The sequence below is a fragment of the Bifidobacterium sp. SO1 genome (assembly GCF_018555335.1).
Classification (GTDB): domain Bacteria; phylum Actinomycetota; class Actinomycetes; order Actinomycetales; family Bifidobacteriaceae; genus Bifidobacterium; species Bifidobacterium simiiventris.
In genome coordinates this window covers 14,643-35,490 of the sequence record NZ_JAFEJR010000024.1, presented here as the reverse complement: position 1 = coordinate 35,490, position 20,848 = coordinate 14,643, and the positions used below count along the sequence as shown (strand labels likewise).

The window sequence follows — 20,848 nt, the reverse complement described above, 5'->3', positions numbered from 1 at the left end:
ATGGCGGAATGTAGCGTTTCGGCATCGGCTACTCCTCCGATCGGGTGAGTTCGCGGATGAATTCGCCGAAATCCTCTTCGACCACATGCGTATCCGTCACACCGCTCTTCGTACGATACGTGATGTAGACTCGCGGCCATTCCGGTCCGCACGTGTCGCAGGTCGCCTCCACGAATGGCTGTTCCTCCCATTCGAGCACTTCGACCGGCGGGTCCTCATCCGGCTCGTCGTCGCCCCAGTCATACCGGTTGTCGATCACATATTGGAGCATCGCCTGTTTTAGTGCCTTGTCGAAATCGTTCGTCATTGCCGGTATCCTCCCTTATCGCCGTTGCTTATCTGTCATGCGTCCTGTGATCATTCATATGCGAGCCGATCTGATTCCGGGGAACATGCGGCGGCGAACCATATCCGTCTCGGACGCCAGACGTTCGTAATCATCCGATGCCATCACCGTTCGGCATTGTTCTGCAAGTTCCGTCGCCCGCAATATGATTCGTTCCTCGTTCACGGTCAACGGCGCGTCGAATCGTCGCAGCCATGCGCGGACGACATCATCCGACCGCTCGCTGTCCGCAAGAATCGCACCCGTACGGTCGGTGACGGTGAACCGGTCGATCAGCTGGCTATCGGCGATCAGAGGCACGTTCGACCGCAACGCCTCGACCGTGCGATCATGCGCATCAGGCGGAGTCCACCGCGCCCCACGGCCGGACAACAGGGTGGAACAATACCGGTCGATCATGCCCGCCCGGCTCACCAGCGGCGGGGTCGCCACGATGATCGCATGCGTAGAACGCCCCAGTTCCTTACAGCGTTTCGCCTCATCCAATACCGTGTTTGGGTTGCGCCACGTGCCTTCGATGATGATTGAATACCCGTACGCGTCGGCATGATCCACGCACATGCCCGTCCAGATGCCGGCAAGCCTCGCGGTGACTTCAGGCATGCGCAGAGGCGAATCCTTCAACAGTCCGCGATATTGGGGATGATATCTTCTGCAGTCGTCTCCGACGATGGGGATGATGTCCGGGTAGAGTCCCTTGGCCAGATCCTGTCCGCCGGTCTTTCCAGCCGCCGGCTGTCCTCCGAGAAAAACCGTGACCGGATGACTGTCTGACTGAACGGAATCGAATACGACCGGCATGATCCTGTCCAGCCAGCGACGGCGGGCGTACCGCGGATCGTCAATGTTCAAGGATCGCCTCCAGTTCCTCCCGGCGATCGTTCCATTGTTCGATGAATCGGATCTGGCTGTCGCGATCATGGGCGGCAACATTGTTGCGATCATGCTGGAGACGAATCTCCTCGCCTCTCCACGTATGGAATCGATCCGTGTCGTGTTCCTCTTCCGCCTTGTCCTCCAAGGCCACAAGGGTTCCGCCGTAAATGGTGCCCGTCTCGTAAAACGTCTCATACAACGCGAAGTCGCTGAGCGTTTCAAGAAATGCGTGCCGCTCCTGCCTGTCCATGATCGTCTCCTTCGGGTATTTCCGCCGACATATCCGATTACCGCCATTCCGGTCAGGCGCGACTGGCCGGCCGCATCGCCTCGGATGCCTCATGCGCGAGCCTCATCGTCTCCCGGTACGCGTCGTCGAACGTGCGTTCCCTGATATCCGGTTCGGGCAGTCCGTGTTCGATGCAGAACAGTCTGAGATCGTCGTCCATGTCGTATCCGTCCAGCGAGATCACGCTGTCCGTGGCGTGTAGCATGTCGAAGCCGATCCACCCGTCCTCGTCCGGCCCGTAGGTGATGCCGCCGTGCACGTCAGACGGTATCCGCCAGTCCTCCAACTGTCGCCACGGATGATTGTCGGGGAGGTTGACGTAGCCGTTCCATGCGAAGAACCGGTCATGGGCGGCGATCCGCCAGATGATGCCGTCCGTGATGCCTTCGCGTACCGTGTTTCCCAGCATGATCATCCTTCCCGTCCATTAGACGAATCGTCGGACGGCTCATGCGTCCGCAAAGAAGGAACGGCATCCCCGGTCGAATCGGGGATGCCGTCTTTTCCTTACTGGTTCGGTCTTGTCCAGTCCATGTCCATGGCGGTCATGAGCGTGAACGGTCCGCAGCCGGAGGGATCATCCAGGTCGCCCCACTGCCAGCCGTATTTGAAGGCGATCATTCGCGCCTCATACACGCCGTCATCGCGTTGGATCTGCCACCAGATGCTCCCATCCCGGTCTCGGAACAGACCGGGACGGTACATGTCATCCGTCCAGATGTCGGATGACAGGATCGTCAACGGCTTGAACGGTGTCAGCCCATCGGGCTTCCAGCCGCGCACCTTGACCGTTTCGGCATCCCGGTCAGCCAGCGGGCGGGCGAACATGCCGTCGCATTCCCGATGCCAGACCAGCCACCATCGGTCGTGACGGTCGGCCCATAGGCCCGGCGTATCCGGGAGCCGACGATCCGCCAGCGCGCGTTCGACCCGCCGGTCATGCGCGTCCAGCCATTCATTCCACAGCCTGTCCGCATCCTCCAGCGTCGGGTCGGCGACAAGCGAATAGCGTTCGCCCACGCCGTCACGGAAGAACATTTTCGCCTGATTATCATCGATCATTTTCTTCTCCGATCTGCATGTCCAGTTCGTCCGCGTAGGTGCGGATCAGTTCAGCCAGATGACCTTCCGTTTTCGCGATCTCCAAAAACAGGGCATCATCGGCAGACGGGTTCGATTCCGGCTCGCGCAGACGATCGTGCGCGTCGGCCGTCATGCCGTAGGCGAGTTGCAGAAGCTGCAGCGCGTCGTCCAGTTTCGTCCGGGCGATCATCAGACGATTCATGTCGGTCATTGCCGGTTCCCTTCCTCTACAAGCAGCTGCTTCAACGCCGCACCGACCTGCGACTGAGCCGCAAGCAGCAGATCGGCGCGGGACAACGGGTCGGTCGTTTCCAACGTGAGAGTCAACGCATCCAATGCCGCATGGATTGCCGTATCGAACACGTAACGGTCGGACGATCCGCTCATACTCTATTCTTCCTCTCGATCGTCTCGTAGCCGAGTCGGATGAGCGCATCCATCAGATCAATCGCATCATCCCCGCCGACCGGCTGTCCGCCGTCAGCCGTGTACAGGCGACCGTGCTTCCACATGACGGTTTCGACGCCCTCGTATGGCGGCGTGAGGTCCGCGCATTCGTCCACGCCATTGCCGTGGATGACGGCCGTGCCGTGGGCGCGTTCGTGCAGATACAGTTCCCGCCATGGGCTGACGGCGAAGTCGAACAGACCCATCCACTCACCCGTATTCGCATGCAAAGCGGGCAATCCGGTCGTCGGCTCGATTTCGATGGTGAACGGAATGTTCTTCATCGATTCCGTGACCGAGTAGGTGACGGCGGAACCCTTGTCGCCGACGCGCGGCGAATCGGGACCGTACCCGTCGTCCGTCCGATCCGTGTAATGGAACCGGTCCAGATACTCGTGCCAAAAACGCTCTTCAGAGTTCATGACTCGTCTCCTTTCGCGAACACTTGGGCGAATGCGTCCGCGCCGCCCCGCGACGCCAGCAATCGTCCGATCGCCCGCCCCGCCCGCATGTAATCCAACGTGATGTCGATCAGCGGGCGGACGGTCAGCCCGATCGCCATGCCGCGCAACAGCCACATCCACCACGATACGGGACAGAGAAACAGGAAGAGAATCAGACCGCCGCCCAACAGTATCGTGACGGCCAGCCGCTTCAACGCGGTCACGCTGTCCCGAAGGGCTTCGATCATGTGCTCGCCGTCAGCGTCCATCATCCGTCTCCTCTGATTCGTCCTGTTCTCCGGCGATATGATCCTTGGCGAACTGGATGATCTGATCGGCGAGACGATCCCGCCACGGAAGCCGATCATCCTCCGTTTCATGTCGTACGCCGGGCATGCCGTCGGACCATCGTGCGAGCAGCACGCATTCGGCGACCGGAAGAACGGTCAGGAACACCCACGACCACGGCGTGCCAATCCAGTCGACCATGCCGGCCAGCCGCCACCAGCCGACGCACAATCCGCCGACCGTGAGAATACCAAGCGTGTGGAGAATCAGCTCCACGCCGGTCGTATCATCCTCCACAATGTTGATCAGCCACAGAAAAGCGAACACGAGAAGAAACAGTAACAGGCCGCCGGTGATCGAACACAGCAGGAGCAACGGCAGTCCATGCCCATACTCTGTCAGCCACAGGCCGATAGGTTTGCGGAAATAAAACAGAACCGGCAGTATGACGGCGAGCGCCAGTACGGTCAGACAGGCTAATCGGATGCGTCGGATGGTGCGGGTCATGATGTCCTCTTTGCTTGCCGGTGCTGTGACTGTCGGTTGGTCGTGTGGGCGAGTCTGAGGATGAACAGGCCGGATTCCAGTATCGGGATGATGCTTAGTGGTATCCATGAGAATGGGATGTGAATCCAGTCGACGGTCATCGAGGCGTGGAACCAGATGAGGCATAGTGCGTCGAACAGGAGAATGCCTATCGTGCGTAGCATCATTCCGATTCCGGTCGTGTCGTTTTCGAGAATGTCGATCAGCCACAGGACCGCATGGACGAACAGGATCAGCAACAGTCCGCCGGTGATCGAGAAGAACAGGATCATGGGTAGTTCATGCCGATAGTTGTCCACCCAGAGTCTGATCGAATCGTGAGAGTGGAGCAGGATGGGCAGAATGACTGCGAGCGCCAGTACGGTCAGGCAAATGATGCGGATGCGTCGGGTGGTGCGGGTCATGCCGGGTATCCCATCATCGTGTCGACCGTGCGGGCCGCCTGATCGCAGGCGTCATTCAGTCGGGTGATGAGCCGGTCGTATGCCTCCAGCGTCTCCTTATGTTGCGGGCAGTCCCAGCAGGAGGCGAATCGTTGCCGTGACTGTTTGAGCAGGTCGAGCGCGTTCTGCAATGTCTGCCGTCTGACGATCGCGTTCTCCAATCCGGTCGCCTCCGCGCATTCGGCGAACAGGCGCTCACGATCCGCCGGGTCGAGCAGTCGGTCGGCCTGTGGGCGGGTGAGGATGATGCTCCGCTTCGATTCCATGATGGTTTCCTCCTTGTCTCTTTTGATTTCCCGTGCCGTGCCGAGGATTCCCCCCCCCGGTTTGCCGTCCGGCTTGTCGTCGACCGGATCGTCGTTGAGGATGGCGACGGTCATGAGGGTGCCGCTTACCGCCACTCCCAAACATCCGAGTACGACTATGATCCATCCGATGATCGGCGTATAGGCGGCCAACGGTGCGATCACCGGTTTCGTACGCATGACGAACACGCCGAGACAGGCGATCGCGAGACAGACGATGAACGTTCTCCGCGTGATGGTGACCGGAATGCGAATGCCTTTATCTGTCTTGTCGGTCATGATTCCTCCGTGTTCTTGAGTTCGCGTTCCAATCGTTCTTTCTTCCGTCGTGCATCCCGGTAGTCTTCCGCGATTTCCTTGAGCGTCGTAAGCGCTTTGAGGTTCAGGTCGAGGTCGTAGCCGGCGTGAAGAAGGTCGCAGCGGCGTTTCGCATACTCGTCGCGCAATTCCGCGCGTTTCCGGTTCGCTTCGGCCAGCCGCTCGTATAGGAGCCGTCGATGCAACGCCAGCTTCTCCCCCGGCTCCAACGGGGTGTCCTGCCGTTCGCTGATGCTCGCCGCCAATAGTTCGCAGTCCTCCGCCCGGCCGATCAACGTCAGCTCCAGGGAGTCGATTTCGTCCATCAGCTCCCAGTCGCGGCCGATCGTCCGATCCGGTTCCACCGGCAGTTCGGATACGATGCCCGTCTCGTCGCCGATCTTCTCGACCGTCCGGTCGAAACGATCGATCTCATTGGAACGGATCTCAGCCAATCTGCGATGCAGGTCACGCGACAGTCGCGCATACTCGCGCAGCACGGGCACCAGTTTCGCACGTCTCCCGGCATCCAACCGGTACCGTTCGCGCATCAGCCGATCCAGTTCACGCAGCATCTCCGACTGCGGGTCCGCCTCCGGCACTCCGTCAAGATCGATCGTCACCGTCGACCTCCCCCGTCAGCTTGCGCTCGCCGTTGATGACGGCGACGGCATCCTCCTCCGACCGCTCGTACTGGTATATGCGGATCTGGTTGCGCGTGCGATACAGCACGCAGTCTTCGTTCTCGCATGAGAACACCCACGTGCCCGGTGTCGGAGTGGGCTTCGACCGGCCGAGCAGACGGCTCCCGCAGAACGGGTACGAACGCAATCCGGGGATCGGCTGCGGTTTCGACTTGAACAGGCTTACCATCCCGTCTCCTCTCCCCATTCGGACAATATGCTCTGGGCTTCCTCGATATGGTTCAGAATCTCGTCGTACTCGGGCGTATCCTTGGCTCCGGGGATAAGCTCTATCCGATCCAGTATGCGCAGTGTTCTGACGATGCTCGCATCCAGTTCGGTGAGCCGAGCGGTTAATGCCGTCTGCCCGTTCCTCATGATTCATCCGCCTTCAACAGTGTTCCGTCCGGTCCGGCGAGTCCGACCTTGCTGCCGGTGATGATGAGCGTGCCGTGCGTGAGATGGTCTCCTTTCAGATAGGTGACGGTCGTCCCATTCTCGGGAAGCTCATCCTCATAGCAGGTTCCATCGCATTGCAGTTGGGTGATGCCGAACGTTTGCTCCGTCTGCTCCACGAACGTGGGAGTGTCCGGATCATATGCGGGGTTCGTCCGGATTCCCGTCAATGCCAGAGTGGAGCCGAGAATACAAGCAAGAAGACAGACGATAAGCGAACGGTCGAATCCCTTACGGTTCGCATCAGTAACGAAAACGCATTGGGCGAGAATGATCGCTATCGCGACCCCACTGCCGAGAACCAGCACGGTGAAGCCCAAGGTACCGTTTTCCGTCAGGATTTCCGAATGCTGCCCCGCCTTGTACAACCATTGCGAATAGTCGACCATCATAAGCAAAACCTTCTTCCGTTCTCCGGGGTGAAAGCGATCATCCGCTCCATGTCCCAATCCATTTCGATTTCGACCGGACGATTATCCAACGCGGACAGATACGTGCATTCATGCAATCCGAACGCCATCATCAGCTCCGATAGACGATTCGGACTGATGCCATCCGTCATCTCAACGGTTTCCTCCGTGTCGAACGCCAGGACGATGAGCGGCGTGCGCTTCTCGAAATCCAGTTGCAGGTCCGCTTTTCTGACGGTCGCGCGTTCACGGTGAATGTCGGTCATTCCAGTGTCCTTTCCTTGGCGACGAACGTGATGGTCAGTTTCGGGTCGAGCCGGGTGATGTGCAGGAGCGTGTCCAATACATTGGCCTGATCGGCTTGAACGGCGTCAATGTCGCGGCGTGCGGACAAATAGATGTTATTGATGCTCCGGTTCAGTCTCTCCGCGAGTGTTTCCACCGGGATCACGGGCCGTGCGTCGTTCTCGTGCCAGCTGTTGCCATCCGATCTGTAGTAGTAATCTTCCGGTTCCAACCCGTCCTCAATCCCATGCGCATACCGTGCCAGCACATTCAAAGGAACAACAAGCGAATTGCCGTCGGAACCGGGTTCGACCAGCGATGAACCATCCAACGACCTGACTCCGGTCCGCCACATGGCTTCCAGTCCTGTCATGATTCCCTCCTGCGTTTTATCCGATCATTGACGTTTTCAAGGTCGACTCTAGATGCGTCCGGATTGACATGTGAACGCGACCGCCATTCCACCCCCGGTATGCCCCGTTTGTCCGATCCGACTATGATTCCTCCAGCAGTCGCATCGCGTTCGGATACCGTTCCGCCACGTTTGCAGCGGCTTTGATCAGCCGGTCACGCAGCCTCATGCCTTTGATCCGGTTCACCCATGCTTCAGCGAGACGATCCGGAACCGCATACCGTTCGCCGCGATAGTCCGCCTCAATCACGCCGTCATCCGACACATGAAGCCGGGCCGTCAGATCGTCGAACCGTTCCACCGGCATGCCATCCTCATCCGTCTGATGCGGCATGATCCGGTTATCGGGAAAATCCATCTCCTGCAGACACGGATCAAACCGTTGCAACGCATCATCCAAGACAGTCAGCCATTCGGCGATCCGATCCCCGGTCCGTTCGGTCATCATTCCTCCGCTTCCGCCAACCACAGCAGATCAACCATCCGTTCCGCCCACATGCGGGCATCCGACAGGTCGTCGAAATCACGCCGCACGCTCACAGTCGCCGTATACGGCAGCAGCTCATGAACCCGCCGAATATCAACGGTCACGCCGACCGGCATGCCTTCCGCCCGCTCCACATGATCCATGCCGGACTCCGCGCCTTTTCTGAAGGTCAGACGGTTCACGCCCCGTCCTTCATCCATCCCGATCATGCCGTCTCCCTCCCGTTCTGATCCCTGTCCAATCCGACCAGTTCGCGCAGGTATTTCAGCGTGTTGATCGCATACCGGGTCTCCCGGTCGATCGTCTCCACCGGCGCGTTCGCCGACAACGCCTTGTCGAGACATGCAAGCCCGTGATCGAGCTGCGTGCCTCGGCTTGACCGTGTGATCTGGTCGAATCCGTGGCCGTTCAGAATACTGACGAGCCTGTCATAGGCGGCGGCCCGCTCCTCCATCGCCTGTCGGTGTGAGGGTTCCTGCAACCGTTCCAGTTCGGTGATGCGCCGGGCCATCTTCGAACCCAATGCTTCGCCGATGCCTTTCAGTGCGGTCTTCTCCTCGACGTATTGGCGTGCCGATTCGTAATGCCCGTATCGCCCGGCGGGCGCGTCCAGTCGGGTCAGACGGCGAAGAATCTGCTGTTCGACCTGTCGGGTGTCACCGTGGGATGGTTCCGGTTTGCGCCGATATCGTAGGCGTGGCCGGCCCGGTTTCGCCTCCGGGTCGTACCATAGCAGTCCGATCCCGTCGGGTAGCTCATCCCGGTCGATCATGCGAGCCGGACACACCAGGGTCATGTCATCAACGTAGTTGCGGTACAGCGCATACTTCGCGTCACGGAGGAAATCGCTGCGGCTGATCTTGATTTCGAAGCCGCTCAGCCACATGCGTTTGTACGACCATTCCAAGCCGACCCCATCCAGACGCAGCAGACCATGCGGATCATCGACTTCGATCTGCGGGAGGAACCCGCTCCCGGTCCGCCGATACCGGTCGGCGAGCGCGGCCTCGATGTCCACGGCGGTGACCTTGGACTTCATTGTTCCGTGTCCTTGGACTGGTTGGCGGGCCAGCAGGACAGGCCGCCCTTATATCCCGCCGAATAGTTGATGCAGTGGATTTCACCATCGGGCGTCATGAACTTCCTGAATCGAAAACTTCCGTGGGAATGTCCGTCGCTCAGATCGGTCACGGATGATGTGGAACCCGTATCCAATCCGGGAATATCAACCGACGAGCCGCATCCGGCGACGACCAGCAATGTCAGCAGCGTGCAATAGACGACCAGTCGCATCCGCTTCGCGCTCATGACTCATCCTCCGCGATCCGCTTCCAGTCGTGCATGTCGACGGCGAAGGTGACGGTATCCATGATCGTTTCGACGGGTTCGATGCCCTTGTCCGCGCAGCACCGGTAGGCGAACTCCTCCAGACGGTCAATTGCCCGGTCGGGCCAGTGTTCGCCCATTTTGCTGAGAACGGCTTCGATGAGCAGCCGGCATGCCCTGTGCTCGTTCTCGTCGCATGCGCGGATCAGATAATAGTACGCGTCCTCCGCCGCATACGGGTCCGTGCCGGACAGTCTGATCGTCTTGCGCGTCAGCGTCCGCATGTATTCGTTCACCCGAAGCCTCCCGACCATGTGAGACGACCCGTTCGATGAAGCGATTGTCAGAGCCGTCCCTTTTTTCTGTTGCGCTCCCTGCATGCGTCCAGCGCTTCGGAGAGTTCCCGGTCGGTGATGTCGAATGCGACCGTCAGGTTCGCTACCGTCTGGATCACGTCGGCCAGTTCGGACAGCATGTCGATCCGATCAGCGGCGGAACCGGATTTCAGCCAGCGTTTCGACGCCTCCACCAGTTCGGCCGACTCCTCGAGATTCTTCACGGCAAGCCACTTGTCGCGCTCCAGCCGTCCGAACGATTCGACGGGCGGGAACGTGACTACGCGCCCCGAGCACACAATCGCATGAGGGTCGATTTTCGTGGGCTTCCACGGCGTCTCCTCCACGTCACGGACGACAGACCATGAGACTGGCATCCACGGACCATACGGAGAATCAACCGCCGGCGTCTCCGTCCCGTCGACCAGCCAACGGTCGGCGCGGCGAATCTGTCGAAGAACGTTCCCGTCCTTGACCCACAGGTCATTGCAGACCCGATCACGGTACAGTCCGTGCCCGTCGTACGGCGTATCCACATAATCGCCGGTCGCGCTCAACTTCGTGACGGGCGTGAACGGCATATATCCGTCCAGATCAGCCTCCTCAAACAACATGGGCTGGTCGGTCATACCATCCGTATCCCACAGGCGGAGCACGTACGCGCCGTCACTCGTCTTCGCGGCGACCCAGAGCACGTTGTCCCGATCCGCCCACAGTCCGCCGTCACGCGGATAACCCAAGGTTTCGCTCATATCCGGCTCCTTCCCATCCATTCGTCCAACAGTCCGACCAGCTCATCGATCGGCGTGCTCTCCTGACATCCTTCGACGATGCGGCGTATCAAATCAACGAATACGGATTCCACCGTCTCCCGCGTCTCCCCGTTCAACGGCGCCGGCCAGCGGGCGGCGGACAATGCGGCGACCCTTTCGTATTCCCGCCCCAGTCCGGGGACGGTGATGCCCCCATCCCGGATGCCGCGCAGCATACGCAGATTCGCGGGGATCATGGCCGGCCACGCCCCACCGGTCATGCACGTCTGTTCGACGTTTTGGAGGAGCCGCATCGTCTCCGCGACGAGCTTGCGACGCCTCCGATCATCCAAGTCGGTTCGCCTGTCGAGCATGTGCATGTTGGCTCGCGCATTCCCCAATGCCATGTCCACCGTCGCACCAGTGACCAGCCTCGACGCAATCGGACGAAAAGCCGTCAGCAGACCATGATCGACCAGCACCAGCATCGGATCGGCCGTCAACGCCTCCACCGTGTTCGGCGACCCTTTAAGCAACTGGCCCATGAACGGGATCGGCGTCATCACCGTCACATCCGGCGAATGGAACGATCGCACCCAATCCGACTTCTGGAGAAGAATATCCGACGCGTCCGGGGCGACGATCAGCTTCACATCCACATCCGACCGGTCGTCGGCCAGACCATGCATGTGGCTGCCGGCCACCCATGCGGACACTACGTCCAAGTCGGCGAACGGTTCCAACTGGCGGCGATATGATTCGATGTCAATGCTCATGATTCCGCTCCGCTCTCCGGCCGACCATCCCGCAGCATGCGGAACAACGGCACCCACCGGTCATCCTCCGGCTCCGCGCGCCCGCCGATATCCTGAACGGTCTTCAACGGCTCGTTCAGGGGAATCAGATTGTCCCATACAAGATCGCGGGCGCTCAGCAGATTCCAATGATCACGACCGTAGATCACCTGCGGGTAATCCGTAGCCCAACGCTCCCACAGCTTCGGCATTCGCGGATCATCCGACATGATGTCGTACCGGAACGCGCTGAAGAACACGATCCGCCGATCCACCCCATTCGCATACAGAATCGGATCATCCTCGTGACGGAATCCGATCAGACGCTCCGCCACCGTAAGCCATCTCGAGCCGGATGCCATGCGATCACGGGAAAGAATGAACGAACGCAGACGTGCGGCAGCCTCCACGGACAGGCGGTTCAGATTGCGCTCCAGCACATCCAACACCCCATCGGTCGCATACGTGCCCCGGCCTATCGCATACCCGGTCGCGGACAGGAGAAGATGATCCAAATCGTCCTGCCGCATTCGCAACCCAAGGTTTCTTATATCAGTCGGCATCGGGATCCCTCCATTCGATCATGCGACGTTCGCACCAGGACTTCGCCTCATCCAGCGAGTCGAAGAACTCCTCGAAGATGAACCGTTCATTCCGGTTCATCATGCGGGCGAAGAACGGATGCCTTCCATCCCCCGCATTGTCGCGGATGAACCCGTGATCATACTCCGGGCGCACGTTCGGGGAAACCGCGCGGCAGTCCAGCAGGATCGGCTGCAATTCGTCCCCCACCCGCATCATCCGGTTCCCGGCCGTCCACTCGCAGTCGGCCTTCACCGGATACGGTGCGAACGGGATCATTTCGGCGAGCACGGGCATCAGCAGCCCGTACATGCGGTTCACCAGCCCCAATGTCAACGGCAGATTCGAATACGAGTCGCGGAACATGTACTTGTACCAGTCCAGCGAGAATCCCAATGCGGGAATCTCCAGATTCGGCAGCGCCGATTCCGGATCATCCCCATCCCCCCACCAGTAGGCGCGCGTACGCAGCAGAAGCACACCGGATCGGGGATCGTGAACGTCAAGACCGCGATCGGTCTCAACCAGCCAATCCGGTTCGAATCCAATCCGCCCCATGCGACGGCGAACATCCTCATCCAATCGACCATCCCCGCCGAGACCCAAACCTGTCATCAGCCATTCCAGCAGATCGCACGGCTCACCCGAACGATCCACCTCATATGCGCCGCGACTATGGCCGAACAGCAGATTGCCCAGCTCCATGATCCAAGCCTCCTCACCTATATGAAAACGCCCTCCATACGGGGAGGACTCCCATATGGAGGGCATGCGTCCGGATCGGGGCATTCCGGCATGGGGAGGATGCCATGCCGGAATGCCCCGGCAATCGGGTTATAGCCGATCCGACCTCAAAAGCTCATCCGCCATTCTTAAAGAGCGCAGGATCATACCGGCGAACCTCCGCGGGGAACGGCACCGGCGCTGAGTCTCCCACTGATGCCCGTCGTTCGCCCGATACGGGAACGCCATGCCGATGGTTCCATACACGCCGACGTTCGGCCGGTGACGCCAATCCAGCGAATCCGGTTCGACGCGGATGATCGCATGATTCGGAACATCCATCTGCCGGTCAACCAGTATCCCATCCTCATACCGTCGAACGCTTACGACCGGCATGATGTCACAACAGTCGTCATCCAGCGAATACGCGCCGCGGGACAGTCTTCGGAGCATCATATCCGACCGTTGCAGGAACTCGCGCATGCGCGCCGTCACATGGTTCACCCACCAGTGGCAGGCGAACGAGTCGCGATCATTCAGAAGGCTTGACTCCGGTTCGTGCAGAATGTTGTACACGCCGTCAGAGGAGTCCGCCAACAGGGTCCACAGGTCGCGGAATCCCTGCGGATCATCCGGGTAGAGGCGGAGGATCATGGGATCCGTGTCGCGCATGAGGCCGATCATCGTATCCGCCCGCCAGTCGTCACGGTGCAGCGGATCGTAATCGCGGATGTGGGCCATGAGACTGCGATGGCAGCCGGTCAGCGTGTCGGAGAAACGGATCAGCGACTGTCGTTCCGTCAACCCCTCCATATTCCAATAGGGGGTTCGTGGCGTTCCGTCCCGATGACGGTAGATGAGGTCACGATGGGTTTCCTCCCACTGCCGGCCGGTGTTCCAGGCGTTCAAACCGGTGAGAACGCTTTCCAGTCGTGCGATGCGATCGGTTTCGCTCATCGGATTCTCCTCCACCCCTACTCCATGCGCATCCTCTGCCGTTTGCGACGAAGCAGGGTCCGCCGCTCCTCCGGATCCAATCCTCCCCAGATCCCGTACTGCTCCCCGCCGTCCAATGCCTGTTCGAGACATTCGGCGGACACCGGGCAGGATGCGCATATCAGCTTCGCCTCCACGATGGTCTTCCAGTCGTTCGGCATGGGGTAGAACATGTCGGGATCCGCGTTCAGGCATTTCGCCTTTTCATGCCAGTCCCTACCCTGCATCATCGGCTCCGATCATCCGCTCCCACTCATCCATCGCGTTTCCCGACGTCTTCTCGAATCCCGTGCGTCGCGGACAGTGCGCGCATTCGACCCGCCATCCGCATCCGGGGATCATGACCAGTGCCGGTCTGCTCCCGCACGGGCATTCAACGGGCGTTCTCAACCGGCTCCCCGCCGGGATCATTCGTGCCGAGCGCGCCGATGACCGCTTCGAGAAGAATCGCGTCGCCCAGGCAGGGACGGTCGGGAAACGGGAACATGATCCTGTACAGGCCGTCCGCGCTGGCGGTCAGATGGGCCTTCTCCATGCCGTCGAGCGTCCGTCGGGCGATGTCGCGGAGCAGCATCGTGAACCGTTCCGGATGTCTCGGATCCGCGGGGATGCGCAGCTCCGTACGATTCGAGCGCCCGCCGTGATCGTATTCGTCCGCGAGCATGCGACGGAGCCGCTCCACTTCGGGGGTGCGGGTAGTGTAATCCCAGGAGACGGCGTGACAGTATTTGTCCCTTACCGGGTCGTTTGACGGGTTAGCCAAGTGTCCTCCAATCGGACGGGTTTCATGGTCTCCCCGCTCGCATGCGTCACCCGTCCGAGATCGGCGAGCAGACGCCGGTTCTCCTCGATGCGGCGCTTCGCATCCGCCCATTCGCTTTCGTTCATCACGCTTTCGATCATGCGTGATCCTATGCGTCGCGCGGACGCATGCGCCGGATCGTCGAAAACCCGGCGGACGGAAGACAGGGAGAGGAATCATGGACGACATCACAAGGCTTGCGGAGCAGATCCGCGAATACGCCCAATCACATGAGGATACGGAGTTCGTTCCCGCCGAACGATTCTCCATCCCAGTGAAAACGTTCGGCGAAGACGCCGCTCCGGCGGTATCGCCGGGCGGACTGGCCCATGCGGGGATGCTGATCGTCTTCATCGTCTCCCATGACGACATCGGCGGCTTCGCCGCGGCCCGCATGCTCGCCCCCGCGGGGGATGATCCGATCTCATGCGAATGGCAGGGGGGCGAATACCATGCGACGGGCAGGGAGATCGCATTCATGTACGATGACGAGGATCCCGTCGCGTTCATCCATATGGCCGCGGATCGGATGCGCCGCTAGTCGTTGTGCTGCATAAGCTCCACGCACGGCATGCACAGTCCGTGCGCCACGATCGGAATCCGGCCGCAGCGTCGGCATGCGGCCGGGGCCTCCGCTCCCCGATCGTACAGCCAGTCGGCCATGACGCTCACATCCATCGGATGATCCGAGATGCGGAACCATTCCATTAGGATCGTCTTCATTTCGCCGCGGGTGTAGGAGCGACGCTCCCCCATATCCTGCATGCCTTCAGCCTTTCCGCACGTCCGTTCAGCCTGTCGGGTATGCTATGCGTCGCCCTCTGCGGGGAACGGCGGGAATCATCGCAGGATCGCCTGATCATCGCGGATCGTCAGCAGTCCCCTCACCCGGCTCCCGTCCTTTTCATAGGAGCATTCGTATCGTCCCGGCTCGGGAAGCATTTGGGATCGTTCCACTCCGCCCGTACAGGCCAGACCGTCGATCGAATACGCGGTCTCCACCGTTCGCCCCACCGTGGGGGGTTCCCTCCCAGTAGCCGATCGGCCATGCGAGACCCAGAAACAGGGGGATCAGCAGCGGCAGGATCCTGACCGGAAAGGGATGCCCGTCATCCACGATCAAGGCCATGAACGCGCCGAATCCCAGTATGGACAGGAGCGCGGAAGCGTATGCGAGGATCATCAGAGGCCAGGACAGATGCTGAAGGGTGATCATTCCGACTCCCCCATGTCCTTGAGGATGAGATGGGCAAGCTCGCGCGCCTCCACATCCCACAGTTCCACATGCTCCACCTCCAGACCGTCCAACAGAGCGCGGATATGCCACATGCCGTTCTCATGCCATGCGCGCGCATGCTCCCCGATCACATGCACGCCCCGCGAACAGGGTTCGGCGACCATCCCGCGAGACGTCCCTCTCCCTGTCATGTCATCCTCGCCCGTCAAACCGGTTTCCGACGCGGTGAAACGTGTTCCGCCCAATGAGATCTCCTTTCGTCATGCCCATATTCAATGCCATGCATGCGTCGACGGGTCGTGGGCGGAAATGCCGTCAAGGCTCCCGGATCGCGGGCGGTTGAACGTCGCCCAAGGTCGCACAGTCGGCAACCAGCCGGATAGTCGCCGTATTCTCGTTCGTGACGGCTTCCCAACGGAACCGGATCGGATTCCATGCCGCGTTCACGCCGCTACGTTCCGACTCTTCGACGGGGAAGCCGTCGCCCGTGAAACGGCCGTTGACAAGCCGGCCATACCGTTCCACGATCGGCACCTGCGTGAAATCATGCTCCCAACATTGTCGCAGCCAATACCGCGTCTGCTCTGGCCGTTCTTCCAGTGCGACGATCAATTGTCCTGCCTGACCGACCGGAATGCTGCCGAATCGATCCACGATCCACCCATAGGTGAAGCAGACGCCGATCATGCTCAACAGCATTGCCGGAATCATGATCCGAGAAAACCTACGAACGCCGCTCACCGTCGCTCACCGGTCTCGTCCATGAAACTGCCCGCCGCGTACGCGAACCGGTCGAGCAGCAGCCGATCCGTCGTCTTATCGGGTAATGCCACGATCAACCCTCCTCGCAGTCATGCCCATCACCGGTCAGATGACACCCGCACCGATCGCACCACCTGTCCTCATGTGTCGCACACCAGCGGGTGCCATACACGGTGGGTTGACTGCACAAGTCGGGGTATGTTTCGCCGAAAAGGATACGATTCACCCCGTACTGGCACATGCCGTTCACATCACGATTCTGATCCGCAACCTGCGCCGAATCAGATTCGACACGGGCAAGCAGCTTGTAAGAGTATGAACTTGTCTAGTGTTTTATTCCGCTAGTCTTGTTCTTGACCCTCGTTTCAACCGTTCTCCCGTTCCTCACGGGATGCTTGGCTGACGTTGGGGAGCCGTACTCCTTACGGCGTGACGGACAGTGTTTGCTGTCCGGGCATCGCTGAACATGCTCTTCGAGGAGGTGGTTCAGGATGGTTGGTCGGCCGATCCACTGCCAGCCGTCCGGGCGGGAACGTCTCGCTCGGATGTTTCTGGCGGCGGCGATATCGGCGTTGAGTTTGCGTCCGCAGCATTCGCAGTGGAATTGGGATTGGGTTGGACGGTTCTTTTCGCTGGTCCAACCGCATGATCCGCATTCCTGTGAAGTGTATGCGGGGTTGACTTGGGTGATGATGATGCCGTGGGTCTGGTTGAGCCGTTGCAGCTTGTAACGGACCGTGGCACGTCCGGCCCGGCTGATGATCCGGTTCATACGTTTGGACAGTCCGCCGTGGCGGAAGTCCAAGTCCTCGATGACAAGTTCCCGGAGCGTGTCATCGGCGATGATGTTCAGAACGCGGTTGGTTTCGTTCTTCACGTATTCGCGGATGCGACGGTTCAGGTTCCGGTATCGCTTGGACTGCTTGTACGGGATGTTGGAGCGGGCGAGTTCCTTGGTGAGGATGGTCAGCTCTTCGTCGCGTTGTTTGAGCCAAGCGTACAGTTTCAACCCGTAGAGGCGTCCGTCGCTGGTGGCGAAAAGGCTGTTCAACCCCCAGTCCAAGCCGATCGTCTCGCCCTTGTCACGGGGTTTGATGGTGTCTTGGGTGGTCATGACGCGGGAGGTGACGGTTCCGTCCTCGTTGACGCGTACCTGTAGATGGTTCGCCAATGTCTCTGGATCGTCGGGGTGCAGGTGTGGTTCGAGGTCGGAGTGCACGACCAACGGCGCATACAGGGTCTGGTTTTTGGTCAACGTGGATATGCGCACCCAATAGTAGAAGCTGCTGCCCTTCATGGACGGTTGGATCTGCGCGATCTTGCCGTCCATGCTCATGGTCCGGCAGCGCATCGGGTTCGGGAACGGGATGCGTTTGCGCAGATGCTTGATGATGCGCCGCGCCATTTTGTGTGCGGGATCATCGCCCGGCTCCCACCATGCGTGACGCAGGTTGATCCGGTACAGTTCACGTTTCAGCTTGTCGTCGATCGTGGAACCGGACACGACATGACGGAAATCGATCTCACGTAGTTCGAGCCATGAGTCAAGCATGGCCTTTGCCTGACGGGTCACGGAATCCCATTGGCGTTGCGACAGTCCGCCGTCCCATGTCTTCGCGTCGACCCAACGAGGCTTCTTCCCGCCGGTGAGGATCGTCCGCTCTAACACGGAAAGGGTACGTCGCAATCCTTGTCGCCATACAGGGAGCATGCGTTTCAACTCCACGGTCTTGCCCGTGTTAACGGGGAAGCCGACCTTGTACGCGCTGTACACCTTGTCAGGCTTCGACGGCATCATCCACCCCGCTTTCGGCTTGGGTGAGGATGTCCACCATCTTCACGGCTTTTTTTGACCGGCGCTGACCGTACAGGCGGGCGCTGAACGAGTAGATGATCGACACGAGATCCTGAATCAGATCCGTCCGGTCATCCGCAGCCTCGTTGATCACGATGATCCTCCGGCCTTGCGCTTCGATGAACAGGCGGAACCATTCGAACCCGAACCGGGTGAGCCGATCCTTATGTTCCACGATCAGCACGCCCCACGTGTTCCGTTTCAACAACGAGGCGAGCTTGCGGCGCTTGTCGTTCACTCCGGAACCGACTTCGGCGACGGATTCGACCACCCGATACCCGTTCGCCACGGCCCAATCCTCCACGCGCTTGCGCTGCGCGGGCAGTTGCGTGGTGCGTTTCGTCGGATCGGACACGCGGGCGTACACGGCCGCATCGTTCAACGAGAACGCGGTCGTCTCGTCGGGCACGATGATCGTACCGACCTCATCCTTGTACGCGCCGGGAATACGCCCCAAACGGAAACGCTCCCACGCTGCACGGTACTGGATACCGTGAACACGCGCATACTCGGAAAGCTTCATGATCCCAGTATATCATAAACAACTAGAAAAAACTAGTAATTTAGCTACTAATCACAAGACTTCTCTACGTCCGCGCTCGCCGTCAGCCGGTCGTTCAGATATCCGGAGAACTCGTCGACCATATCAGATGTTTCTTCGTCGTAATTCTTGGATGCGACGGCATCCGACAGCAGATCGGACAACTGTTCGAGATGAAGATCGCATAATTCGATCTCAGTCCGATCGCCTTCGATACGCCGATTCAGCCGTTTGATGCGACGGTTGATCCACTGATTCAGATCATCCACGGCCATCACCATTCCTCCTCTCCGATGACGGCCGACCCGAGTATCGGATGCAGGCCGATGTATTCCTGTACGAACATGCTCGCCGCCAGTTCCGCCGAACAGTTATGGCGCGGATACGAGTGCGACTCATAGGGCGGCCGGCGGAAGGACACCCGCCAGCATGGTCTTTGCTGATTGAAGAACGGGTCCCAGTCGGTCGCCTCTACCAGAACGATGCCGCGCGCGATCCTGCCGCCACGGGCGATGCCGGTCACCAGACATTTGAGTCTTGCCATTGTCTAGTCCTTGTCCGTTGACGTTTGATGCCTTGCGCTTTATCCCGAAGAAGCGGTGTGTGAAGGTCCGACCGCCTTCGGACTATTCGACAGTCCGCTTCTTGGCTTGCTTCCTGTTTCGCCGATGGGCGGGCGTCAGCTCATGCACCCACCATCGCAGCAGCACATGGAGCCCGTAGTAGTCATGTCCCTCCCGTTCCGGCAGCAGCGTCCTATCGCAGTAGCCGCATTCCAGCGAGCAATGCCGGGAGAACAATGGTGTGAAATAATCCAACAGCAGCCAGACCGTCAGCAGAAGAAACGGTGTGACCAGACCGCAGACATAACCAGGCCAGAAGCCGTGTGCTCCCACAGTCCCGCCTCCGAATCGTCAGATCCGGTAAAGGAGGGGATCGACCGGCTCGCTGAATCCGCTCGCGGGAAGCCTGAACGGCATCCAGTCCTCCTCCCATTCGACGTACTCGCCGCCATCCTCCTCCGATACGAGGATCGGCAGAGTACGGCTCCCGTGATAGGCGATCCTCCCATCCCACAGAACGTCGAAACGGGAGACCGTCACGCCGTCATCCATTGCATCGAAACGGAAACGGGAATTAAGGACGGCCAGAATGCGCCCATGATTCAAATCCGAAAAACGCTTCATCACTCCCCCTCCTTGACGATGCGACGGATCATGTCCGTCAGATCCGCGACGGTCATGTCATCCACGTATTCCAGTCGCGCCTCCCCATACCGTTCGCCGTCAAGCGAACGATCCAAGGTGACGCAATGCCACCGGCAGGCGGGGCGCACGAAGTCGAAGTCGATGATGCGCGTGCCGGTGGTGACCCGGTAGGAGAGGTCGCCGCCAAGCCAGTTCCAGTCGAAGCCTGTCGCCTCGAACGCCTTATGGACGGTGCGGATGTCGAATGCCATGATGCTTCCTTCCATGGAATTGAACCTTCGTTTTGCATTCCGCTCATGCGTCCGCGCCACACCCCATTATCGGTGCATGCGATCCATCCATGAGACGATCCAGTCCTGAGCGGACTGCAGATCCTTGAACGACCGGTGCAGGATTGCGGTATTGCAGGAGATGACCGCATCCGGATCGCCCGTCGCATATGCGGACGGCATACGGATCGTCGCATCGAACCCCAATGATTGAGAAAGCCTGACGATGCTCGCATCCATGCCTGACGGACAATCCGCGACATGTTCGGACAGGCTGAACGGGCTGCTTTCATCGACGATGATCGAAGACATGACAATACCTTTCGAAAAAGAACATGAGAAGACAGAATCGTGAACGAATGAATCTTTGTCGATCTGTCGAAAAACGGAAACGTCATCCGAAATCCCCATTGGCGGATGACGTTTCCGAACCTAATCGGATGCATGGACTCCGGAAAGGCGTTCGGGGGGGAGAGAATGTTCCCTCCATTATCCGTATTCACAGAATCCGCGGCACAATGGCATCGGGAATCGGCTCCCCGCGCATTCGCATAATGGAATCCGGACAGG

Annotated in this window: 44 protein-coding genes; 1 reads left to right on the top strand and 43 read right to left on the bottom strand. The window is 59.7% G+C overall.

Translation table 11 applies throughout. From position 1 onward, the window contains the following. Positions 1 to 28: 28 nt before the first annotated feature. The 31 genes from JS541_RS13585 to JS541_RS13435 all read right to left on the bottom strand — a co-directional run bounded on the left by JS541_RS13585 (position 29) and on the right by JS541_RS13435 (position 14,507). A complete protein-coding gene (locus JS541_RS13585; protein ID WP_214375034.1) occupies positions 29 to 307 on the bottom strand; it encodes a hypothetical protein in 279 nt (92 codons plus the stop codon). Positions 308 to 361: 54 nt separating this feature from the next. Next, on the bottom strand, positions 362 to 1,198 hold the full coding sequence (locus JS541_RS13580; protein WP_214375033.1) for a zeta toxin family protein: 837 nt from the start codon (positions 1,196 to 1,198) through the stop codon (positions 362 to 364). Then, positions 1,188 to 1,472, bottom strand: a complete 285-nt coding sequence (locus JS541_RS13575) for a hypothetical protein (protein WP_214375032.1) — start codon at positions 1,470 to 1,472, stop codon at positions 1,188 to 1,190. The genes JS541_RS13580 and JS541_RS13575 overlap by 11 nt, the downstream gene beginning before the upstream one ends. Positions 1,473 to 1,524: 52 nt before the next feature. Next, positions 1,525 to 1,920, bottom strand: a complete 396-nt coding sequence (locus tag JS541_RS13570) for a hypothetical protein (protein WP_214375031.1) — start codon at positions 1,918 to 1,920, stop codon at positions 1,525 to 1,527. A gap of 98 nt (positions 1,921 to 2,018) precedes the next feature. Next, complete coding sequence (locus JS541_RS13565; RefSeq protein ID WP_214375030.1) at positions 2,019 to 2,573, bottom strand: hypothetical protein; 555 nt, start codon at positions 2,571 to 2,573, stop codon at positions 2,019 to 2,021. Further along, the gene (locus tag JS541_RS13560) at positions 2,563 to 2,805 is read right to left on the bottom strand and encodes a hypothetical protein (protein ID WP_214375029.1); all 243 of its coding nucleotides are present in this window, start codon (positions 2,803 to 2,805) and stop codon (positions 2,563 to 2,565) included. Before JS541_RS13560 ends, JS541_RS13565 begins: the two co-directional genes overlap by 11 nt. Continuing rightward, positions 2,802 to 2,981 (bottom strand): hypothetical protein, encoded by a 180-nt coding sequence (locus JS541_RS13555; RefSeq protein ID WP_214375028.1) that lies wholly within the window; start codon positions 2,979 to 2,981, stop codon positions 2,802 to 2,804. The genes JS541_RS13560 and JS541_RS13555 overlap by 4 nt, the downstream gene beginning before the upstream one ends. After that, the gene (locus JS541_RS13550; RefSeq protein WP_214375027.1) at positions 2,978 to 3,463 is read right to left on the bottom strand and encodes a hypothetical protein; all 486 of its coding nucleotides are present in this window, start codon (positions 3,461 to 3,463) and stop codon (positions 2,978 to 2,980) included. Before JS541_RS13550 ends, JS541_RS13555 begins: the two co-directional genes overlap by 4 nt. Continuing rightward, entirely contained in the window at positions 3,460 to 3,756 is a 297-nt protein-coding gene (locus tag JS541_RS13545) for a hypothetical protein (protein WP_214375026.1), read from the bottom strand. Before JS541_RS13545 ends, JS541_RS13550 begins: the two co-directional genes overlap by 4 nt. Continuing rightward, a complete protein-coding gene (locus JS541_RS13540; RefSeq protein ID WP_214375025.1) occupies positions 3,743 to 4,279 on the bottom strand; it encodes a hypothetical protein in 537 nt (178 codons plus the stop codon). Before JS541_RS13540 ends, JS541_RS13545 begins: the two co-directional genes overlap by 14 nt. Next, complete coding sequence (locus JS541_RS13535; protein ID WP_214375024.1) at positions 4,276 to 4,722, bottom strand: hypothetical protein; 447 nt, start codon at positions 4,720 to 4,722, stop codon at positions 4,276 to 4,278. Before JS541_RS13535 ends, JS541_RS13540 begins: the two co-directional genes overlap by 4 nt. Continuing rightward, positions 4,719 to 5,345: a hypothetical protein gene (locus JS541_RS13530; protein WP_214375023.1), complete on the bottom strand. Its 627-nt coding sequence runs from the start codon at positions 5,343 to 5,345 to the stop codon at positions 4,719 to 4,721. Before JS541_RS13530 ends, JS541_RS13535 begins: the two co-directional genes overlap by 4 nt. Continuing rightward, a complete protein-coding gene (locus JS541_RS13525) occupies positions 5,342 to 5,986 on the bottom strand; it encodes a hypothetical protein (protein WP_214375022.1) in 645 nt (214 codons plus the stop codon). The genes JS541_RS13530 and JS541_RS13525 overlap by 4 nt, the downstream gene beginning before the upstream one ends. Further along, complete coding sequence (locus JS541_RS13520) at positions 5,970 to 6,236, bottom strand: hypothetical protein (RefSeq protein ID WP_214375021.1); 267 nt, start codon at positions 6,234 to 6,236, stop codon at positions 5,970 to 5,972. The genes JS541_RS13525 and JS541_RS13520 overlap by 17 nt, the downstream gene beginning before the upstream one ends. Continuing rightward, positions 6,230 to 6,424 (bottom strand): hypothetical protein, encoded by a 195-nt coding sequence (locus tag JS541_RS13515; RefSeq protein WP_214375020.1) that lies wholly within the window; start codon positions 6,422 to 6,424, stop codon positions 6,230 to 6,232. The genes JS541_RS13520 and JS541_RS13515 overlap by 7 nt, the downstream gene beginning before the upstream one ends. After that, on the bottom strand, positions 6,421 to 6,894 hold the full coding sequence (locus JS541_RS13510) for a hypothetical protein (RefSeq protein ID WP_214375019.1): 474 nt from the start codon (positions 6,892 to 6,894) through the stop codon (positions 6,421 to 6,423). Before JS541_RS13510 ends, JS541_RS13515 begins: the two co-directional genes overlap by 4 nt. Then, positions 6,891 to 7,178 carry a hypothetical protein gene (locus JS541_RS13505; RefSeq protein WP_214375018.1) on the bottom strand — a complete coding sequence of 96 codons (288 nt, stop codon included), beginning with the start codon at positions 7,176 to 7,178 and terminating at the stop codon, positions 6,891 to 6,893. Before JS541_RS13505 ends, JS541_RS13510 begins: the two co-directional genes overlap by 4 nt. Beyond that, positions 7,175 to 7,570 carry a hypothetical protein gene (locus tag JS541_RS13500; RefSeq protein ID WP_214375017.1) on the bottom strand — a complete coding sequence of 132 codons (396 nt, stop codon included), beginning with the start codon at positions 7,568 to 7,570 and terminating at the stop codon, positions 7,175 to 7,177. Before JS541_RS13500 ends, JS541_RS13505 begins: the two co-directional genes overlap by 4 nt. A gap of 121 nt (positions 7,571 to 7,691) precedes the next feature. Further along, positions 7,692 to 8,054: a hypothetical protein gene (locus JS541_RS13495; RefSeq protein WP_214375016.1), complete on the bottom strand. Its 363-nt coding sequence runs from the start codon at positions 8,052 to 8,054 to the stop codon at positions 7,692 to 7,694. Further along, complete coding sequence (locus JS541_RS13490; RefSeq protein ID WP_214375015.1) at positions 8,054 to 8,305, bottom strand: hypothetical protein; 252 nt, start codon at positions 8,303 to 8,305, stop codon at positions 8,054 to 8,056. The genes JS541_RS13495 and JS541_RS13490 overlap by 1 nt, the downstream gene beginning before the upstream one ends. Continuing rightward, on the bottom strand, positions 8,302 to 9,135 hold the full coding sequence (locus tag JS541_RS13485; protein WP_214375014.1) for a hypothetical protein: 834 nt from the start codon (positions 9,133 to 9,135) through the stop codon (positions 8,302 to 8,304). The genes JS541_RS13490 and JS541_RS13485 overlap by 4 nt, the downstream gene beginning before the upstream one ends. Continuing rightward, positions 9,132 to 9,404, bottom strand: coding sequence for a hypothetical protein (locus JS541_RS13480; protein ID WP_214375013.1), 273 nt, complete (start codon positions 9,402 to 9,404; stop codon positions 9,132 to 9,134). Before JS541_RS13480 ends, JS541_RS13485 begins: the two co-directional genes overlap by 4 nt. Then, positions 9,401 to 9,718 carry a hypothetical protein gene (locus JS541_RS13475; protein WP_214375012.1) on the bottom strand — a complete coding sequence of 106 codons (318 nt, stop codon included), beginning with the start codon at positions 9,716 to 9,718 and terminating at the stop codon, positions 9,401 to 9,403. Before JS541_RS13475 ends, JS541_RS13480 begins: the two co-directional genes overlap by 4 nt. A gap of 47 nt (positions 9,719 to 9,765) precedes the next feature. Beyond that, positions 9,766 to 10,509, bottom strand: coding sequence for a hypothetical protein (locus JS541_RS14940; RefSeq protein WP_240539377.1), 744 nt, complete (start codon positions 10,507 to 10,509; stop codon positions 9,766 to 9,768). Beyond that, the gene (locus JS541_RS13465; protein ID WP_214375011.1) at positions 10,506 to 11,285 is read right to left on the bottom strand and encodes a nucleotidyltransferase domain-containing protein; all 780 of its coding nucleotides are present in this window, start codon (positions 11,283 to 11,285) and stop codon (positions 10,506 to 10,508) included. The genes JS541_RS14940 and JS541_RS13465 overlap by 4 nt, the downstream gene beginning before the upstream one ends. Next, complete coding sequence (locus JS541_RS13460) at positions 11,282 to 11,833, bottom strand: hypothetical protein (RefSeq protein ID WP_214375010.1); 552 nt, start codon at positions 11,831 to 11,833, stop codon at positions 11,282 to 11,284. The genes JS541_RS13465 and JS541_RS13460 overlap by 4 nt, the downstream gene beginning before the upstream one ends. A 22-nt stretch (positions 11,834 to 11,855) precedes the next feature. After that, positions 11,856 to 12,590, bottom strand: a complete 735-nt coding sequence (locus tag JS541_RS13455; protein WP_214375009.1) for a hypothetical protein — start codon at positions 12,588 to 12,590, stop codon at positions 11,856 to 11,858. 129 nt (positions 12,591 to 12,719) lie between these two features. After that, entirely contained in the window at positions 12,720 to 13,565 is an 846-nt protein-coding gene (locus tag JS541_RS13450; RefSeq protein ID WP_214375008.1) for a hypothetical protein, read from the bottom strand. A gap of 17 nt (positions 13,566 to 13,582) precedes the next feature. Further along, positions 13,583 to 13,834 (bottom strand): WhiB family transcriptional regulator, encoded by a 252-nt coding sequence (locus tag JS541_RS13445; protein WP_240539376.1) that lies wholly within the window; start codon positions 13,832 to 13,834, stop codon positions 13,583 to 13,585. 143 nt (positions 13,835 to 13,977) lie between these two features. After that, positions 13,978 to 14,367, bottom strand: a complete 390-nt coding sequence (locus tag JS541_RS13440) for a hypothetical protein (RefSeq protein ID WP_214375007.1) — start codon at positions 14,365 to 14,367, stop codon at positions 13,978 to 13,980. Next, positions 14,340 to 14,507 carry a hypothetical protein gene (locus tag JS541_RS13435; protein ID WP_214375006.1) on the bottom strand — a complete coding sequence of 56 codons (168 nt, stop codon included), beginning with the start codon at positions 14,505 to 14,507 and terminating at the stop codon, positions 14,340 to 14,342. Before JS541_RS13435 ends, JS541_RS13440 begins: the two co-directional genes overlap by 28 nt. Before the next feature lie 77 nt (positions 14,508 to 14,584). Here JS541_RS13435 and JS541_RS13430 point away from each other — a divergent pair, with 77 nt between their 5' ends. Further along, on the top strand, positions 14,585 to 14,947 hold the full coding sequence (locus tag JS541_RS13430; RefSeq protein ID WP_214375005.1) for a hypothetical protein: 363 nt from the start codon (positions 14,585 to 14,587) through the stop codon (positions 14,945 to 14,947). On the opposite strand, the gene JS541_RS13425 is transcribed toward JS541_RS13430, so the two are convergent. The 12 genes from JS541_RS13425 to JS541_RS13370 all read right to left on the bottom strand — a co-directional run bounded on the left by JS541_RS13425 (position 14,944) and on the right by JS541_RS13370 (position 20,590). Continuing rightward, a complete protein-coding gene (locus JS541_RS13425) occupies positions 14,944 to 15,171 on the bottom strand; it encodes a hypothetical protein (RefSeq protein WP_214375004.1) in 228 nt (75 codons plus the stop codon). The genes JS541_RS13430 and JS541_RS13425 overlap by 4 nt on opposite strands. 75 nt (positions 15,172 to 15,246) lie before the next feature. Further along, positions 15,247 to 15,420, bottom strand: coding sequence for a hypothetical protein (locus JS541_RS13420; RefSeq protein WP_214375003.1), 174 nt, complete (start codon positions 15,418 to 15,420; stop codon positions 15,247 to 15,249). Positions 15,421 to 15,618: 198 nt separating this feature from the next. Continuing rightward, on the bottom strand, positions 15,619 to 15,888 hold the full coding sequence (locus tag JS541_RS13415) for a hypothetical protein (RefSeq protein ID WP_214375002.1): 270 nt from the start codon (positions 15,886 to 15,888) through the stop codon (positions 15,619 to 15,621). A 70-nt stretch (positions 15,889 to 15,958) separates the two neighbouring features. After that, entirely contained in the window at positions 15,959 to 16,354 is a 396-nt protein-coding gene (locus JS541_RS13410) for a hypothetical protein (RefSeq protein WP_214375001.1), read from the bottom strand. 376 nt (positions 16,355 to 16,730) lie between these two features. Further along, on the bottom strand, positions 16,731 to 18,203 hold the full coding sequence (locus JS541_RS13405) for an RNA-guided endonuclease TnpB family protein (RefSeq protein ID WP_214375000.1): 1,473 nt from the start codon (positions 18,201 to 18,203) through the stop codon (positions 16,731 to 16,733). Further along, the gene (locus JS541_RS13400) at positions 18,184 to 18,783 is read right to left on the bottom strand and encodes an IS607 family transposase (RefSeq protein WP_214374999.1); all 600 of its coding nucleotides are present in this window, start codon (positions 18,781 to 18,783) and stop codon (positions 18,184 to 18,186) included. The genes JS541_RS13405 and JS541_RS13400 overlap by 20 nt, the downstream gene beginning before the upstream one ends. A 47-nt stretch (positions 18,784 to 18,830) precedes the next feature. After that, complete coding sequence (locus JS541_RS13395) at positions 18,831 to 19,070, bottom strand: hypothetical protein (RefSeq protein ID WP_214374998.1); 240 nt, start codon at positions 19,068 to 19,070, stop codon at positions 18,831 to 18,833. A 5-nt stretch (positions 19,071 to 19,075) separates the two neighbouring features. After that, positions 19,076 to 19,345: a hypothetical protein gene (locus JS541_RS13390; protein ID WP_214374997.1), complete on the bottom strand. Its 270-nt coding sequence runs from the start codon at positions 19,343 to 19,345 to the stop codon at positions 19,076 to 19,078. A gap of 82 nt (positions 19,346 to 19,427) precedes the next feature. Continuing rightward, positions 19,428 to 19,697 carry a hypothetical protein gene (locus JS541_RS13385; protein WP_214374996.1) on the bottom strand — a complete coding sequence of 90 codons (270 nt, stop codon included), beginning with the start codon at positions 19,695 to 19,697 and terminating at the stop codon, positions 19,428 to 19,430. 18 nt (positions 19,698 to 19,715) lie between these two features. Continuing rightward, positions 19,716 to 19,988 carry a hypothetical protein gene (locus JS541_RS13380; protein ID WP_214374995.1) on the bottom strand — a complete coding sequence of 91 codons (273 nt, stop codon included), beginning with the start codon at positions 19,986 to 19,988 and terminating at the stop codon, positions 19,716 to 19,718. Next, positions 19,988 to 20,260 (bottom strand): hypothetical protein, encoded by a 273-nt coding sequence (locus tag JS541_RS13375; RefSeq protein WP_214374994.1) that lies wholly within the window; start codon positions 20,258 to 20,260, stop codon positions 19,988 to 19,990. Before JS541_RS13375 ends, JS541_RS13380 begins: the two co-directional genes overlap by 1 nt. Before the next feature lie 66 nt (positions 20,261 to 20,326). Then, on the bottom strand, positions 20,327 to 20,590 hold the full coding sequence (locus JS541_RS13370) for a hypothetical protein (RefSeq protein ID WP_214374993.1): 264 nt from the start codon (positions 20,588 to 20,590) through the stop codon (positions 20,327 to 20,329). Between the last annotated feature and the right edge of the window lie 258 nt (positions 20,591 to 20,848).